At 48.9% G+C, this 16,523-nt stretch carries 14 protein-coding genes; 12 read left to right on the forward strand and 2 right to left on the reverse strand.

Features of this window, described 5'->3' with window-relative positions; translation table 11 throughout:
* The first annotated feature begins 298 nt into the window (after positions 1-298).
* The 11 genes from GBK04_RS14535 (at position 299) to GBK04_RS14580 (ending at position 12,952) form a co-directional block, all read left to right on the forward strand.
* Positions 299-2,461 carry a TonB-dependent receptor gene (locus tag GBK04_RS14535; RefSeq protein WP_152760851.1) on the forward strand — a complete coding sequence of 721 codons (2,163 nt, stop codon included), beginning with the start codon at positions 299-301 and terminating at the stop codon, positions 2,459-2,461.
* Positions 2,462-2,594: 133 nt separating this feature from the next.
* A complete protein-coding gene (locus GBK04_RS14540; RefSeq protein ID WP_152760853.1) occupies positions 2,595-3,251 on the forward strand; it encodes a hypothetical protein in 657 nt (218 codons plus the stop codon).
* 35 nt (positions 3,252-3,286) lie between these two features.
* Positions 3,287-4,756, forward strand: coding sequence for a histidine kinase (locus tag GBK04_RS14545; protein ID WP_152760855.1), 1,470 nt, complete (start codon positions 3,287-3,289; stop codon positions 4,754-4,756).
* Positions 4,757-4,768: 12 nt separating this feature from the next.
* Entirely contained in the window at positions 4,769-5,548 is a 780-nt protein-coding gene (locus GBK04_RS14550) for a LytR/AlgR family response regulator transcription factor (protein WP_152760857.1), read from the forward strand.
* Between the two features lie 197 nt (positions 5,549-5,745).
* Positions 5,746-6,492 carry an undecaprenyl pyrophosphate synthase gene (gene uppS / locus GBK04_RS14555; protein ID WP_152760859.1) on the forward strand — a complete coding sequence of 249 codons (747 nt, stop codon included), beginning with the start codon at positions 5,746-5,748 and terminating at the stop codon, positions 6,490-6,492.
* 16 nt (positions 6,493-6,508) lie between these two features.
* On the forward strand, positions 6,509-9,103 hold the full coding sequence (gene bamA, locus GBK04_RS14560) for an outer membrane protein assembly factor BamA (RefSeq protein WP_373330985.1): 2,595 nt from the start codon (positions 6,509-6,511) through the stop codon (positions 9,101-9,103).
* A gap of 49 nt (positions 9,104-9,152) precedes the next feature.
* Positions 9,153-9,755, forward strand: a complete 603-nt coding sequence (locus GBK04_RS14565) for an OmpH/Skp family outer membrane protein (protein WP_152760863.1) — start codon at positions 9,153-9,155, stop codon at positions 9,753-9,755.
* Between the two features lie 10 nt (positions 9,756-9,765).
* Complete coding sequence (locus GBK04_RS14570) at positions 9,766-10,386, forward strand: OmpH/Skp family outer membrane protein (protein ID WP_373330986.1); 621 nt, start codon at positions 9,766-9,768, stop codon at positions 10,384-10,386.
* A gap of 56 nt (positions 10,387-10,442) precedes the next feature.
* Positions 10,443-11,057: an OmpH/Skp family outer membrane protein gene (locus tag GBK04_RS14575; RefSeq protein WP_152760865.1), complete on the forward strand. Its 615-nt coding sequence runs from the start codon at positions 10,443-10,445 to the stop codon at positions 11,055-11,057.
* Between the two features lie 303 nt (positions 11,058-11,360).
* Entirely contained in the window at positions 11,361-11,768 is a 408-nt protein-coding gene (locus GBK04_RS30650; protein ID WP_373330987.1) for a hypothetical protein, read from the forward strand.
* A gap of 92 nt (positions 11,769-11,860) precedes the next feature.
* Positions 11,861-12,952 carry a hypothetical protein gene (locus GBK04_RS14580; RefSeq protein ID WP_373330988.1) on the forward strand — a complete coding sequence of 364 codons (1,092 nt, stop codon included), beginning with the start codon at positions 11,861-11,863 and terminating at the stop codon, positions 12,950-12,952.
* A 63-nt stretch (positions 12,953-13,015) separates the two neighbouring features.
* On the opposite strand, the gene GBK04_RS14585 is transcribed toward GBK04_RS14580, so the two are convergent.
* A complete protein-coding gene (locus tag GBK04_RS14585) occupies positions 13,016-13,804 on the reverse strand; it encodes a lipoprotein signal peptidase (RefSeq protein WP_152760867.1) in 789 nt (262 codons plus the stop codon).
* Positions 13,805-13,910: 106 nt separating this feature from the next.
* Positions 13,911-15,104 carry a proline dehydrogenase family protein gene (locus tag GBK04_RS14590; protein ID WP_373331455.1) on the reverse strand — a complete coding sequence of 398 codons (1,194 nt, stop codon included), beginning with the start codon at positions 15,102-15,104 and terminating at the stop codon, positions 13,911-13,913.
* Between the two features lie 260 nt (positions 15,105-15,364).
* On the opposite strand from GBK04_RS14590, the gene GBK04_RS14595 reads away from it, so the two are divergent.
* Positions 15,365-16,459, forward strand: coding sequence for a chorismate mutase (locus GBK04_RS14595; RefSeq protein WP_152760869.1), 1,095 nt, complete (start codon positions 15,365-15,367; stop codon positions 16,457-16,459).
* Positions 16,460-16,523 lie beyond the last annotated feature (64 nt).

Here is a 16,523-nt window from a genome sequence, read left to right on the forward strand (position 1 = left end):
TTTTTAAAAATTGTTAATAAAATAATGAAAAACAAGCCGGTTCCAGTAATATACCCTTCATGAACAAAAATACCATTTATATAAGAAAAAATTGCACGTTTCAGGCTCATATCAATTTTGTGTAATCGGATTTGGTCGTTCGCTAGCTTACAGCCAGAAAGGAGACTGGTTTTCTTTGCTTCACTCCCGAATCATCGTATTCCATCCGCTAATTCCTGTGCTTCATCACAAACGGAATGCATAGAGACGGACGACTAGATAGTTTTGTAGCATCAGGATTTCAAAACATCCATTGGCCATGAAAAATCTTTTACTAGTTCTTGTTCTTCTCCAGGGTACCTCGTTATCGGCCCAAACGCTCCTGCGGGGCCAGGTTACCGATCGCCAAGGACGTAGCCTGCCCGGTGCCAACGTACTGTTAAAAGGTACCTACGACGGAGCGACCACCGACACCCTGGGAAAATTTGAATTCAACACCTTCGAGAAAGATACCGCTACGCTCTTGGTCAGTTACGTCGGATACGAGCCATCCGAGCAGCGGATATTTCTGCAGGGAAAGTCCCATACCTTCGCCATAAAGCTGGAAGAAGCGGCGAGCGAGCTCAACACCGTGGTGATTACGGCGGGATCGTTTGAGGCTTCGGACGAAAAGCGGATGACGATGCTTAAGCCGCTCGATATCGTGACTACCGCTGGGGCCGCCGCCGACATCACGGGCGTGATGCAACTGCTGCCGGGTGCACAGCGGGTGGGCGAGCAGGCGGGACTTTTCGTGCGCGGCGGCTCGGGCCAGGAAACCAAAGTGGTCATTGACGGCATGATCGTGCAGAACCCGTTTTTCAGTTCCTTGCCTGATGTGCAGCAACGTGGACGCTTCAACCCATTCATGTTCAAAGGTACTGCGTTCAGCACGGGCGGGTACTCGGCGCAGTACGGACAGGCGCTGTCGTCGGTACTCTTGTTGAATACCACCGACCAAACCTCCAACAACGGCTTGGGAGTGAGCCTGAATATGGCTAGCGCGGGGTTGAATTACGATGTAGCCAACGAAAAGCAGTCGCTGTCGGTGGTAGGGTACTACGGTAACCTGAAACCGCTGTTTGCTTTGGTAAAACAGAATGTCGAGTGGACCCGAGCGCCGGAGTTTACGGGTTCGTCGATTACCTATCGCCTTAAAACGTCCAAAACCGGCCTGCTCAAAACCTACGGGATGTATTCGGATAGCCACTTGGGTATGGTGACGCAGGCCCCGCTGGATGACGACACCCGTACGGGCATTCGGCTGCACAACCGCAACGCCTTCACCACGATTACCTACACCGATCGCTTCGCAGACGGGAAATGGCTGCTCAATAGTGGCTTTTCGTACAGTCATAACCGTGACGAGACGACCTTTGACGGCGCGAATTTCGGTGGTTCCGATGAACGTATTCAGGGCCGGGCCGTACTGACTCGCGTATTTGAAAAAAACAATACCCTGCTTTTCGGTACCGAAATTCATCGCATCAATTTGCAGACTGCTTACAACGATCAAAGCTACGCGCTACATGATACCTACACGGCAGCCTTTGCCGAAGGTGAGGTTTATCTATCGAGGAAGCTGGCTGGGCGCGCGGGCGTGCGGACCGAGTACTCCTCTTTGCTCAATCGCTTCAACCTCGCACCGCGTTTGTCGTTTGCCTACAAAACGGGCGAGTACAGCCAGGTGTCACTGGCGGCGGGGCAGTTTTACCAAAATCCCGATTACCGCTACCTCTATCTCAATACGGACCTAAATTTTGAACGTGCCGACCATTTGATTCTGAATTATCAGCGCATCAAGGACAAGCGAACCTTTCGGATTGAGGGATTTTACAAGAACTACGCTCATCTTGTTCGGGAATTCACCAACCTACCCTATGATGCCAATCCCTACCGCTTTCCCTGGGGGCAAACCACCAACGGCGGCCACGGCTACGCGCAGGGCTTCGATGTATTCTGGCGCGATCAGAAGTCGATCAAGAATTTCGACTATTGGGTGACGTACAGCTATGTAGATACTAGGCGGTTGTTCCAGCAATTTGAAAAACTGGCTACACCTACCTTTGTGTCTAACCACAACGCCAGCCTGATTACCAAACGCTGGTTCGAAAAGATTACTACAAGCGCGAGTTTTACCTATTCGTACACGAGTGGACGCCCCTATTACAACCCCAATAATGAACGCTTCCTCTCCGATCGCACGCCACCCGTACACAACCTGAGCTTCTCGGCCAGCAAAATCATGACGATCAAGAGAAATTTTACGGTAGTTTATCTGGCCGTAGATAATATCCTGAACACCCGTAACATCTTCACCTATCGCTACACACCCGATGGTCAAACCCGGTACGCTGTCGGACCGCAGAGCTACCGTAGCTTCTTCGTCGGGATGCAAATCATGCTGTCGAAGAAGGCAGTAGTAGGTAAAAATGATGTGTGAGGTGAAAGGGGTAAAGGCCCATAGGCACAAAGTGTTCTTCCTATTTCGATGACTCTGTCTTTACTGCCATTCCAGTGCCCTTGCTCTTTTGTGTTTCAAGAAATAATGTTTCACCTAATCTCTAACCAAACCAATGAAAAAGATCCTGACAATTTCCCTCGCCCTATTTTTCTCTGCAAATCTGCTTTTTGCACAGAGTGAGAAGTACACGGCCGCTATGACCGCCGCGCTGACAGACTTCGATAAAAGCCAGAACAAAGAACCCGTCCGGGATGAGTGGCTGGCGCTGGCCAACCGCTTCGAACGCATCGCCTCCGCCGAACCGAAAGAATGGTTGCCCCGGTACTACGCCGCTTACGCGTACAGTTCGCTGGCCTTTATGGGGAACAACGTCACAGAGAAAGACCAATTGGCCGACAAAGCGGAAGTCCTGTTGAAAGAAGCGATCGCCATTGCCGGAGAAAATTCTGAACTGATGGTACTGGATGCCCAAATTCATCAGGTACGCCTGGCCTCTGATCCGCAAATGCGCTGGCAGACCGAAGGCCCACTCTTTGCGGCAAGCCTGGCCAAGGCTAAAACAATGGACGCCAACAATCCACGCATCTATGTGCTGGAAGGTACCAGTCTGTTATACACGCCCGAGCAATTTGGGGGAGGTAAAAAAGCGGCCCGACCCGTTCTGGAAAAAGCAATGGAAAAATTTGCTACCTTCAAACCGCAAAGCCCGTTGCATCCGTCCTGGGGAGAGGGGCAGGCAGGCTACATGTTGGGTGAAGCCAGTAAGTAAGGTTCAACGCGGTCGGCGTATAGCTAACGGCAATTATGGAGAAACAACACATCATCGAAGAACTACGGAGCGGGAAGCCCGTTCCGATCAGGATGCGGGCTTCATCGCTGAAAGGATTCGATTTCAAAGGGATGGATTTGACGGGTGCCGACCTGAGTTTTTCCAACCTCAATGAGGCCAATTTTGACGGAGCTACCCTACGCGATGCCCGGATACGGGCATCCAATCTCTCGCGGGCTTCCTTCCGCAACGCCGACCTGACCAACGCCGATTTCAGCTACAGCAATCTGGAAGACACCGACATGACAGGGGCCAATCTGAACGGCATCAACATGAGCTTTTCCAACAAAGGTACCTCCTTCCAGTGGAGCGACCTGAATTTGGTGGCGCTCATCCAAAGCCAGAGCTGGCTGGGAATGGTGTTGGCCATGTTTTTCGGGGCGGTATTTGTGTATGGAGTCAGTGGGATTGTGTACTTTACCAATTTGATCACTACCGCTTCCGATCCGCTCATGATGCGGGTGAACCAGTATGTGGTGGTGAACAACATTTTGTCAGGCCTGCTGACGGTGCTGCTCACCTACTGGCTCACACCCTGGCTTGACAGGCAGTTCAGTAGAGGATGGCATCGGCATGCCATCCTCTCCCTGCTCATCGTGTGTGGGTACCTGATGTTCGCCACGATGCTTTATTCTGTCTGGGGACGGACTTTCTTCTCGCAAATAGCCAATCATCCTGAAGAATATGGCACTTCGATGCGCACGGCTCCCTGGTATTTCTACACGATAGGCCCCACGCTGGTAGCCAATCTTTTCTACTACCTTACCCGCCAGGGGCGTCAGCTGTCCCGCAAGATTACCGAGCAGGAATACCAGCTTCTGAATCTGGAAAAACTGAAAACCCGCGCCGAACTTAGTGCCCTGCAAGCCAAAATCAACCCGCATTTTCTCTACAATTCCCTCAACAGCATCGCCAGCCTTGTTCACGAAAACCCCGACAAGGCCGAGGAGATGACGGTACTTCTTTCAAAACTTTTTCGCTATACCACGGGCCGTACCGACGACGAGTACTTTGATACTATCGAGAACGAGCTGGAAATGGTGGACACCTACCTACAGATCGAGCAGGTACGCTTTGGGGATCGGCTGAATTTTACGGTACAGGTTGATGAACCCACGCTCAAAAATCTGATGATGCCGAAATTTCTATTACAACCCATCGTCGAAAATGCCATCAAACACGGCATCAGTAAGCTACCTGAGGAAGGCAAAATCCGTATTCATATTTATGAAGAAGGCAAATGGCTGTACCTTTGCGTACAGGACAATGGCCCCGCTTTTAGGGAAGGAGGCTCGTCAGGGTACGGTCTGCGCAGTATTCAGGACAAGCTCCACCTGCTGTATCAGGAGGAAGCATCGGTCGAAATGCACAACCAGCCGGCTAAGCACGTATGTATTAAGGTAAAAAAAGAACGGTTGTCCAATCCCGTTGGGGCAACAGTCTAGTGAAAAGAAAAAATGAAACTTCCCCTGCGTACCGTATTGATCGACGACGAGCAATTGGCTCTCAACCGCCTCCGCCGGTTGCTGGGCGACTTCGCTGATACCTTTGAGATCATTGCCGAAGGCCACAATGGGGCCGAAGGCCTGGAATTGGTCGAAAAACATAAACCTGATCTGATTTTTCTGGATATTGAAATGCCCCTCCTGAACGGCTTCGAAATGCTGGCCAAAGTGAGTATGATGCCGATGGTGGTTTTTGCTACGGCCTACGACCAATATGCCATCCGGGCCTTTGAAGAAAACTCCGTGGATTACTTGCTGAAGCCCATCGAGAACGAACGATTGCAGAAAACCATCGCAAAAGTGCGCGAACGGGTCGAGACAACTCAGGCGGAAGGAGGACGTTACCTGTATTCGGATAACCTGATGCGGCTGCTGGAAAAAATGCAGCCCCGGCAGGAGATACATGCCCTGTCGGTTAAATCGGGCGACCGAATCCTGTTGATTCCGCTTGCCGATGTGTCGCATTTTGAAGCCGAGGACAAGTATGTTTTCCTTAACACACTTGATAGTCAGCAGTATCTTGTCAACCATACCCTCACTACTCTGGAAGAAAAACTGCCTGCTCATTTTACCCGCATCAGCCGTTCGGCGATCATCAACACACACCAAATCAGCGAAATCCAGCGTTACTTCAACGGGAAATACATCCTGGTCATGCGCGACCGTAAGGCCACTTCCCTGCACAGCGGCACTACCTATGGTGAGGCCATCCGTCTGCTCTTGGATATCTGATCCTGGAAATTACCCAAGCCATTGATTTTGAAGAGGTCTTAGTTATTCCTAAATTGCGCCCCGGTTTGGCGGAACGGGTGGTGGTCAATAGCTTAGCGTGCAAGTGTTTAGGCTATTTTTTGGGCTATTTTGCCCAGGCAGACTGGCAGCCCGTATCCCATTTTCTGTTAAAAAAAGTTAAAATACAGGCCTGCGGAATGAAAGAACTCATCGACCCAAGCAATCTGCCGAAACACATTGCCGTTATCATGGACGGCAACGGCCGATGGGCGCAGAAACAGGGAGCCGCGCGCGTTTTTGGCCATAGAAATGCCATAAAGGCCGTTCGGGAAGTGACCGAGGGCTGCGCCGAACTGGGGGTAGGGTACCTCACCCTCTATGCCTTTTCTACCGAAAACTGGGCCCGGCCCCGATTGGAAGTGCAGGCGCTGATGGAGTTGCTCGTACAAACCATTCGGGATGAACTTCCTACCTTGCAAAAGAATAATGTACGGCTGGATTCGATCGGGGACTTGAACAGCCTACCCGATAAGTGCCGCAACCAATTGGCCGAAGCCGTAGGACAAACCCGACACAATACGGGTCTGAATTTGATCCTGGCGCTGGGATATAGCGGGAAGTGGGACATTATTCAGGCAACCCAGCAACTGGCCCGCGAAATAAAGGCGGGCACATTACAACCCGAAGACATCACGGAGGGTCTATTGAACGAACGCCTGGCTACCCAAGGCCGCCCGGATGTCGATTTAATGCTTCGCACCGGTGGCGATCATCGGATCAGTAACTTCCTTTTATGGCAATTGGCCTACGCCGAATTGTACATTTATGATGAGGTTTACTGGCCCGATTTCCGTCGGACGCATCTGTACGAAGGAATCTTATCGTATCAACAGCGGGAGCGGCGGTTTGGCAAAACCAGCGAACAGATCAAAGTAGGGGAGTAAAGCATTTAATTAAGCTATGAGGAATATGAAAATATTTACCCGATTGAGTACAAGTACGCTGGGAAAAATCCTGGCCTTCGTGCTGGTATGTTCCCTGTCTGGGCACGCCCAGCGCATTGGTCTGGGAAGTGGCGTCACCAAACCTGCTGAAAAGCAGACACCTGTGCTCGATTATGCCGAGCCGAAAGAATATGAGATTGTGGAAGTGACGGTTTCAGGTACCCAATTCCTGGATCCCAACTCTATGGTGTCCATTTCGGGGTTGAAGGTAGGCGATAAAATTCGCGTACCAGGCCCAGCCATTTCTTCGTCCATCAAGCGTATGATGGATTTTGGTACCCTCGATGATGTAGAGATTCTCTACACGAAAATAGAAGACGGCAAAATCTGGCTTAATATCCATATCAAAGAGCGGCCCCGCTTGTACAAGGTTACTTTTTCGGGGCTCCGTAAGGGTGAGCGTGAAACTCTAAACGATAAGGTGAAACTGATCAAAGGGCGCGTGATTACCCCTACCGTGATTAAAAACACCCAATTGCTGATCAAAAAGCATTTCATGGACAAAGGCTTTTACAACACCACCGTGAAGGCCGTACAAATTCCGGACACCACACGCGGGCAGGCCACACTCAACTTCACGGTCAACAAAGGGAATAAAGTCAAGATCGACGAAATAGAAATCATCGGCAACGAAGCCATCAGCGATGCCACATTGAAGCGCAAGCTGAAAAAGACTAAGGAGAAAAAACTGTGGCACTTGTTCACTCCCTCCAAATACATTCCCAAGACTTACGACGAGGACAAAGAAAAACTGATCGCTTATTACCGCAAAAACGGCTATAGAGATGCTACCATTGAGTACGATAGCATCAGAAATGGGGGCGAAGAAAGTATCGGCATCGTTATAAAAATTGACGAAGGACCCAAGTACTACTACCGTTCTATCAGTTGGACGGGCAACTACCTGCATTCGACCGAGCAACTTAACACGATTCTAGGCTTGGCCAAAGGCGATGTATACAATCCTGAAGAACTGGACAAAAAAATAAATGGTATTCCAGGTGGCGATGTCAGCTCTCTGTACATGGACGACGGCTATCTGTATTTCAGCGCTACACCGGTTGAAACTTCCATTTTGAAAGATTCCATCGATATCGAAATACGCATTCGGGAAGGTAAGCAGGCGACCATTAACCGCATTATCCTGAATGGCAACACCAAGACCAGCGACCGCGTGGTACTGCGCGAGCTATTTACGTTGCCGGGCCAGAAATTCAGTAAGACCGAGCTGATTAACACCAATCGCCAGCTGGCGCAGATGGGGTACTTCGATCCCGAAAAGATCAAGATCAATCCCATACCAAACCAGGCCGACGGTACGGTGGATATTGAATACACGGTAGAAGAAAAACCCTCCGACCAGATCGAACTTTCGGGCGGATGGGGTGGCTATATCGGCTTCGTGGGTACTCTGGGTCTGGTATTCAATAATTTTTCGCTCCGTAATATACCCAACCGCTCCACCTGGCGACCGTTGCCCTCGGGCGATGGACAGAAGCTTTCGGTGCGTTTTCAGGCCAATGGACGTCAGTACCAGACCTACTCACTGTCGTTTAGCGAGCCGTGGCTGGGCGGTAAAAAACCCATCAATTTCGGCGTTGCGTTGACCCGCACAGTGTACCGGATCTCGAACCCTTACGATATTTATACCCGTCCCAGCGGTAGCAAGCAGACTTTTTATGGTTCGTACTATAACAACGGCATCACGTTTTCGCTCGGCCGTCGCCTGAAGGTACCTGATCGGTTTATGGTGCTGAGCCATTCACTCTCGTTGCAACAGTACCGACTGGATAGCCTCGACTTTTTCCGTATCGGGTACAGCAACGGCAAGTCGTACAATGTTACGTTCAACACGACTCTGTCGCGCAATACCCTCACCGATTTTCAGTACCCGCGCGGTGGGTCGTCCATCTCGTTGGCCGCTACCTTCACGCCCCCCTATTCAGTGTTTCGTAAGAACAATTTTACCGATGCGCAGGATAAGTTCAAACTGGTCGAGTACCACAAGTGGATGTTCGATGCCAGTTGGTACGCTACCATTACGGGCAAGCTAGTGCTGAGTGCCCGTGCCCACATGGGATTCCTGGGTAGTTACGGTGACAAGGTGGGGATGAGCCCCTTCGGGCGCTTTATTGTGGGGGGCTCCGGGCTGGCCGGCCAAGGTTCTTTCGCCCTGGCCGATCAGGATATCATCGGTCTGCGAGGCTATGGCGACCGCAAGGTAGGTCCCCTGGACCCCAGCGGGCAGCTGCTAGGCGGTGGTGGGGTCGTGTATAATAAGTACGTCATGGAGTTGCGCTATCCGGTATCCCTCAATCCGCAGGCGACTATATTCTTGCTCAGCTTCCTCGAAGGAGGTAACAACTGGGGCTCATACCGGGATTTCAATCCCTTCGACATCAAACGTTCGGCCGGCGCCGGTGCCCGTATTTTTATGCCTGCCTTTGGCTTGCTGGGCATCGACTGGGGTTATGGATTTGACAAAATACAAGGTTCCAGTGTGCGCAGCGGCGGGCAGTTCCACTTCACGATCGGGCAGCAGATACGATAATATCAATAGACCTGCTTCGTTATAAAATGCAAAAAAGCAAAGGCTTAGCATGAAGAAGATCGTATTTTTAGTACTTTTGTCGTCCGTTTTGGCGTTCCATGCGCAAGCTCAGAAGTTTGGGTATGTAGATATGGAATACATTACTAGCAAAATGCCTGAATACCAGAAGGCTGTCAGGGAGATGGATCAGTTCTCGGAACGCTGGGCTAAGGAGATTCAGGAAAAATTTGTGGAAATAGATCGTTTGCAAAGAACCTACATGGCCGAAGAGGTACTTTTAACGGACGAGCTTAAACGCAAGCGGCAGAACGAAATCAAAGAAAAAGAGCTCGAAGCCCGTGAGTACAACGACAGGGTCTTTGGCATGGACGGCATGATGTTTGAGAAAAAGAAAGAACTCATGAAACCCGTGATGGAACGTGTGCAAAGGTCGCTCGAAAAAGTTTGTGACCAGCGTAGGCTCGATTTCCTGTTTGATAAATCCAGTGGTATTGTCCTGGTATATACCAATCCCAAGCACGACTATACGGATTATGTCATGGAAGACCTGGGTATTGAAACGAAGCCCGCCGCTGCCGCATCAGCAGTACCCTCTGACCCAACGAGTACCAATCCAATCAATCAAAATAGTATAACCAAAAAACCTAAATAAACACGTACTGATGAAAAAACAAGTAATTGCCATGATGATGGTTTTCGCGCTGGCCTGTACCCCTCTGCTCGCCCAGACGACTGCCTCAGCCACGACTCCCGTTAAAATTGGCTATACCAATGTGGAATTTATTGTAGAAAATCATCCTGATTATAAAAAAATCGAAAATGAGCTTTCAATCACTAGATCCCAGCTCGATAAGGCATTACAGGACAAGTACAAGGAGTTCCAGGAAAAGCTCGATAACTATAACAAAAATGCCGGCAGTATGGCTGACGTGCTGCGCACCGATAAGGAAAAAGAACTCCAAACTATGCAGAACTCGATTCAGGAGTTACAACGCAATTCGGAGACTTCCCTGCAAAACAAGTACCAGCAATTGATGAAGCCTTTGATGGATAAAGTCAATGAAGCAATTAAAGTAGTGGGGAAACAAAACAACTATCTTTATATTCTCAATTCAGATGCTGGCCCAAACACGACTCCGATTCTGCTCTATGTAGGTTCGGAAGAGGACAATGTGTCAAATTTAATATTTAAGCAACTAGGTGTAGATCCTCCCAAAGAAGTAACTACCGAAACTCCCGTTGCGACACCATCAAAAGCGAGTACTGCACCTCCTAAAAAGTAAGTGAGTTTGACGCGTAGTAAAAAGAAACGCTTGACGATATAAATTAAATTCAATTCATGAAAAAGCAATTAATCGCCCTGATAGCTATCTTTACTATAGCCTGTGCTCCCCTTACTGCGCAGACTACTTCTTCTGGGGTACCACCTACTAAGATAGGCTATACCAATGTTGATTTTATTCTTCGTCAGCTTCCCGAAGCCAAGAAAATTACGGATGAATTATCAATTACTGGAGCGCAGCTTGACAAAGCTTTACAAGATAAACAGAAGGAATTCCAAGAGAAACTGGACAACTATAACAAAAATGCTTCCAATATGGCCGATGTAATTCGTGCCGATAAAGAGAAAGAATTGCAGGGTTTGCAAACCTCTATTCAGGAATTGCAACGTAACTCTGAGGCTTCATTGCAGACTAAGTATCAGCAATTGGTTGAACCTGTATTACTCAAAATTAATACAGCAATCAATGCTGTGGGCGAGGCTAATAACTACCGTTACATCGTGAATTCGGATGCGGGTTTGAATACAACCCCAATTTTGCTTTATATTGGTTCAGAAGACAATAATGTTACGGACATGGTCTTGAAGCAAATGGGCGTAGATCCTAAGGCTACCGAAGCTCCGGCCCCTGCCGCCACTAAGCCCGCGGCCACGACGCCTCCCAAGAAGTAAATAATTCCGGGATTCCTTCCCAACAAAAAAGCGAGGCATTCTGTCTCGCTTTTTTGTTGGGAAAAGGGTATGAAAAAGGTGAGGGATACACGAAGGTATGGAGGCTGCTTTACTTGAAAGAGTACAAATTGGCTCTCTTAGGGGCTTCTTGGAAAATTATAAATCAGGCAAGAAAAAAGGTAAGCATCAGAGAATGTTGTTTCAAAAACGGCCAATATCCCTACTAAAAGCCATACGGTATTTGCTAAATTTGCGTTTAATGCAGAGAATTCCCCGTAGTGTTGTTCATATAGATTGAAATCCATGCGTTTAATAAATAGACTTACCGTTCTGTTCGTTGCTTTCCTTGGAATAATCACAAATTCCCTTTTTGCTCAGGATACCCTTTCGGAGTCTCGTCCCCTGAAAATCATACTACCTACCGAGCCTAATTGGAATATTGTAGAAGAGGGATATGAGCTGACGTTCCAGCTGGCAGCCCAGGGAGGAAAGCGGGATACGGTTTATTTCTCAATCAAAGAGGGCAAGCAAAAAGAGATGCTTTTTGACTCTCTGGGCCGTTTTGCCTGGACCCCTGCTTATGATCTGGCCGATCGGATCAATACCTTACGTACTCTACCGGTGGTATTTGAAGCCTACAATAGAGCTGGTGAAAGCACCACGCAGCAAGTAGCCTTCAAAATCATTCATGTGAACCGCCCCCCGAAGTAGATGAACTCCGTCCTTTTTACGTCCAGTACAACACGCAGAATACCTACCAGATCGATGCGAATGCTGTACGTGATCCCGATAGCGATCCGTTTGTGTTCGCACCCGTGGCTGAGCAGATGCCCGAAGGAATGCGTTTGTCGTCGAGTGGGGAAATTACCTGGCAACCGTCGCTCACGCAATTCAATTTTCTGAAGAAAGGCGCCCGGTACATTGAGTTTTATGTGGAAGATCAGCCCGCTAAAGCCCGAACCAAAGGGCGTGTCAAACTGGAAGCGACGCAGATGGACCTACCTCCTGAACTAAGCGTAGTACCCAAGATCAGTCGGATCAAGAGGAAAGAGAACAGTGTGATTAACATTAAGTTTTTCCTGGCTGATCCCAATGGCGACGACGATATTGCGATGTTCGGGTTTATTTCGGACAATCGCGATGTACCTCAAAACGCTCTGATTAAAAATACCCCCAACCAGTACGAGTTCATCTGGACACCCAGCTATGATTTTGTCAAAGACCCGTTCGATTCCCTGGCTTTTGATGTGGTATTTTACGTGCTGGATAAAGCTCAAAACCGCGAAGAGCGTAAGATTCATTTTGTCATCGAAAATGCCGTCAATGAAGCAGAACTTGATGCGTACAATTACAGCCTATATCGGGGGGGACTTGTCAATGCGTGGGGGTTGCTGGAGCAGATGAAAGAAAAAGAAGAAGAACTCAAAAAAGGGTACCGTCGTGCCAAAAAAGGCAAGAAAAACCGCTCGGTATTAAATGCTTCACTGGGAGCTACGACCGGCCTTGCTCCTGTAATCGCCGGCCCCAAGAATCCTAATCTGAAAACGGGTATTACGACTGTGGGGGGTACCTCGGTAATGACAATAGGTACCCTGGAGGCTACCGAAGTAATCGGCCGCTCCACAAAAGATTTGCTGGACCGTTTCAACTACGTGATGGAGAAAAAAAGTGAGTTGCAGAATAAGGGTGATATTTTCGCCCGTGAATATTCTCTTAAGTCTGCCCGCCGCACGAATGATTTTATCCGTAAACTCGACGAATTCCGAGCATTGATGAATCTAAGAGGGCTCGTAGCGCTTGAATTGGATGCCAATTGGGAGAACAAAAAAGAAGCTACCGACAAGGCGCTCAAGCGCACCTTCAAGGATTTTACCCCGCTGGAAGAAGCACAGTAGACCGATCAAAAAAACTAGAGGCCTGAGAAGAGGGTAGGTCCTAAGGCAGAAAACGAATTCCAATCAGTTATCACGCCTGTCGTCCTCCTTTTTGGCATCGGGAAGCAGTGAGTCAGGGGCCGGGAGTATGGTCTCCTCGTCCATTTCCGGGTTCTCTGCAAAATAAGCAGTATCATCGGCCGTTGGGGAAGATTCAGTAGAGGATGCTGATACGTCTTCCGTTCCGGAAGTACTTTCTTCCACATCGGCTACTACTTCACCACTTGAGTTATGGGTAAAGAAGGTACTCTGAAAAACCAGAATTGTGCAAACCCCTACAAAGATGCAGGCATCGGCAATGTTGAAAATAGGCGTAGAGTAATACTGCCCTCCCCACACGGGTACCCAGTCCGGAACGAACCCCTCCCAAAAATCCACAAAGATCATATCGATCACTTGCCCGTGAAACCAGGGAGTAGCCGATCCGTAAGGGGCGTTGCCTATGAGTACACCGTAAAATGTACTGTCGATCACATTACCGACTGCACCCGCCAGAATCATGGCCAGTGCCCAGAGTAAGCCCGGGGCAGCACCGCGCCTGGCCAGGCTGACCAGGTACCAGGCAATGGCGCCCATAGCTACTAGCCGAAAGAGTGTAAGAAAGAGTTTTCCGTATTCGTGGCCGAGCTGCATACCAAACGCCATGCCAGGATTGAGTACATAGTGCAGCTTAAGCCAGTCTCCGATCAGGGCAATCTGCCCGGAAAAGCCGGGTTCCATATAGTGGTGCACCAGCATTTTGGAGGCCTGATCAATTCCGACCAGCAAAAGGCTGAAAAGAAGGTATTTAATGGGATTTCTGGACTGAGTCATTCCTTACCTGAGTTATAGAGCCGAGTTACGGCCTGCTGCGCTCCTTATCCTTGTTGCTTACAAGGCTGTATGTAATAGAGCGCAAAAATAAACCTTTTTTCGGGCCTTACACCGTCCCTAACTTTCGACGTTTCATTTCACGCTTCACCAGTAGGAATTCCCGGCTGCTTTGGCCTGCGATGGACTTGTTTTCCTGAGCCCGCCGAAAAAGGTAGGGCATTACAGTATCGATAGGGCCATAGGGTACATATTTGGCCACATGGAATTCTTGCTTTGCCAGGTTATAGGAAATGTTGTCGCTCATTCCCAGGAGTTGGGCAAACCACACCCGCGGATCATTATGTTTCAGACCTAGCTTGGTCATTTTGTTGGCACAGTACAGGCAGCTTTCTTCATTGTGGGTACCCAGACAAATTTCCAGTGAATCGAGATGCTCAATCGAAAAATCGATAGCGGCATTGAAGTCCCGGTCGGTGGCTGCTTTGGATGTATGAATGGGACTGCGGTAATTGTTCTCCCGTGCCCGGATGCGCTCTTTTTCCATGTACGCGCCCCGAACCAGCTTGCCACCCAGAATATAATGTTCTTCACGCGCTTGTAAAAAAGCATTTTTGTAGGCCTCGAGTGTTTCGTGTCGGTAAAACTGGTAGGTGTTGAAAACAATAGCCCGACGGCCATTGTAGCGGGCCATCATAGTATAGGCCAACGTATCGATGACATCCTGAATCCAACTTTCTTCAGCATCGAAAAAAATCCGTACGGAGCGCAGATGTGCCTGACTGCACAATCTTTCGACTCGTTCTACCACCCGGTCGTAGGCTTTTTGCTCATCCTCAGACAGCGATTCCTTTCTTTGCACTTTTTCAAGAAGATCATTCGAAGCAAGACCCGATACTTTGAAGACCGTAAACGGAATATCATTCGACGAAGCCGCGCGATCAATAGTCCGCAGGAGTTCGACCGTGGTGGCTTCAAAGACAGCCTCATCGTCTTCCCCCTCGATGGAGTAATCCAGAATTGTTCCGATGCCCGAACTCGCCAAATGCTGGATGGTTGTTTCGCATTCGCGAATCGATTCTCCACCGCAGAATTGCTCATAAATGGTATTGCGGAGGAGTTTTTTTATTGGCAAATGCAATCGTAAAGCTAACTTTATAAAAAAAGTGCCTACATTTACAAGTCCTGCCCGATTCATCATGGCAAATAGCCAGAAGGTTTTACGAAGCTGCGAATCGGATTTGGAGGCAAAAGCGACGGAGGTATCTTCAAATAGGGCCGGAGAAACGGCTTGTTGTGTTATCAAGGCTATTAATACTAGGTTGTTTATGGGGTAAATCTATTCGTTTTGTTTGTGTAAACGAAATGAAAACAGGTAAATCTCACTAGTAACAGAACGTTGGAAGAAACCTGATTTGTATGACTTTTTGTAGATTTGTGCTAATTATTAACTTCCCATTAATTGTTTGGGCAACAAAAGTACACAAAGTCTGTCTATCTCCATGACAGTAAATGAAATAGTAGAGTCGTATTTATTTTTTTTATAAGGTTAAGTTGTTGACTATGAATGCTTCGTTAGATATCCTGCCCCTGAGTAGCTGGATTAATACCGACGGTAAACCCTTGGTAATTGCCGGGCCATGCAGTGCCGAAACTGAGGAACAAATGCTTGAGTCTGCCATGCAGATCAAAAACGAGGGTTTTGCGCATGTAATCCGGGCGGGTGTCTGGAAACCGCGTACGCGTCCCGGGAGTTTTGAGGGGATGGGCGAAGCGGCCCTACCCTGGTTGCAAACTGTTAAGAAGGAAACGGGACTACCTGTAGCCGTTGAGGTAGCTAACCCGCAGCACATTGAACTGGCGTTGAAATATGGCGTGGACATTCTTTGGGTAGGGGCCCGTACGACGGTGAATCCATTCAACGTACAGGAGCTGGCCGATGCCCTCAAAGGGGTCGATGTACCCGTACTGGTCAAAAATCCCGTAAATCCTGATCTGCAATTGTGGATCGGTGCTTTAGAGCGCCTCAACCAGGCAGGTGTCCGCAAGCTGGGCGCCATTCACCGGGGTTTTTCGAATGCACAGGAAACGAAATTCCGTAATTCGCCGATGTGGCCTATCGCAATCGAACTCAAAACTCTTTTTCCCCAACTCCCGGTTATCGGTGATCCCAGCCACATGGCTGGCAAGCGTGCATACCTTTTCGAGTTAGCCCAGCGCGCGCTGGATCTTAACTACGACGGCCTGATCATCGAATCGCACCGCGATCCCGATAAGGCTTGGTCTGATGCTGCCCAACAGTTGACCCCGGCTGCCCTCAGCGAAATGTTGCACGAACTCCATGTACGCAAAGAGTCGTATGGTGATGAGTATCAGACTCAGCTGGAAATAATCCGGAGCAAACTGGATAACCTGGATCGTGAATTATTGGAAACGCTGGCGGCCCGTATGTCGTTGGTGGAAAAACTGGCCGAGTACAAGCGTGACAACAACGTGGCGGCTTACCAAGTTGATCGTTTCCGTGAAATCCTGAATACCCGGGCCGACTGGGGGAAGAGCCTGAATCTGTTTCCCAATCTGGTAGACGAGCTTTTCAAACTGGTACATATGGAATCTATCCGCAAGCAAACGGAAGTAATGAACCAAGTGAGTGCTTGAAAATTTATTGAACTATTGACGTTGAAGAGGCTACCATAGAGGTAGCCTCTTTTTTTGAGCCAAC

This window comes from Salmonirosea aquatica, from assembly GCF_009296315.1.
Classification (GTDB): Bacteria; Bacteroidota; Bacteroidia; order Cytophagales; family Spirosomataceae; genus Salmonirosea; species Salmonirosea aquatica.

Bases quoted from the DNA above. Each gene is read 5' to 3' on its own strand.
- GBK04_RS14535 (WP_152760851.1), top strand. From the start codon at position 299: ATGAAAAATCTTTTACTAGTTCTTGTTCTTCTCCAGGGTACCTCGTTA.
- GBK04_RS14540 (WP_152760853.1), top strand. From the start codon at position 2,595: ATGAAAAAGATCCTGACAATTTCCCTCGCCCTATTTTTCTCTGCAAAT.
- GBK04_RS14545 (WP_152760855.1), top strand. From the start codon at position 3,287: ATGGAGAAACAACACATCATCGAAGAACTACGGAGCGGGAAGCCCGTT.
- GBK04_RS14550 (WP_152760857.1), top strand. From the start codon at position 4,769: ATGAAACTTCCCCTGCGTACCGTATTGATCGACGACGAGCAATTGGCT.
- uppS (WP_152760859.1), top strand. From the start codon at position 5,746: ATGAAAGAACTCATCGACCCAAGCAATCTGCCGAAACACATTGCCGTT.
- bamA (WP_373330985.1), top strand. From the start codon at position 6,509: ATGAGGAATATGAAAATATTTACCCGATTGAGTACAAGTACGCTGGGA.
- GBK04_RS14565 (WP_152760863.1), top strand. From the start codon at position 9,153: ATGAAGAAGATCGTATTTTTAGTACTTTTGTCGTCCGTTTTGGCGTTC.
- GBK04_RS14570 (WP_373330986.1), top strand. From the start codon at position 9,766: ATGAAAAAACAAGTAATTGCCATGATGATGGTTTTCGCGCTGGCCTGT.
- GBK04_RS14575 (WP_152760865.1), top strand. From the start codon at position 10,443: ATGAAAAAGCAATTAATCGCCCTGATAGCTATCTTTACTATAGCCTGT.
- GBK04_RS30650 (WP_373330987.1), top strand. From the start codon at position 11,361: ATGCGTTTAATAAATAGACTTACCGTTCTGTTCGTTGCTTTCCTTGGA.
- GBK04_RS14585 (WP_152760867.1), bottom strand. From the start codon at position 13,804: ATGACTCAGTCCAGAAATCCCATTAAATACCTTCTTTTCAGCCTTTTG.
- GBK04_RS14595 (WP_152760869.1), top strand. From the start codon at position 15,365: ATGAATGCTTCGTTAGATATCCTGCCCCTGAGTAGCTGGATTAATACC.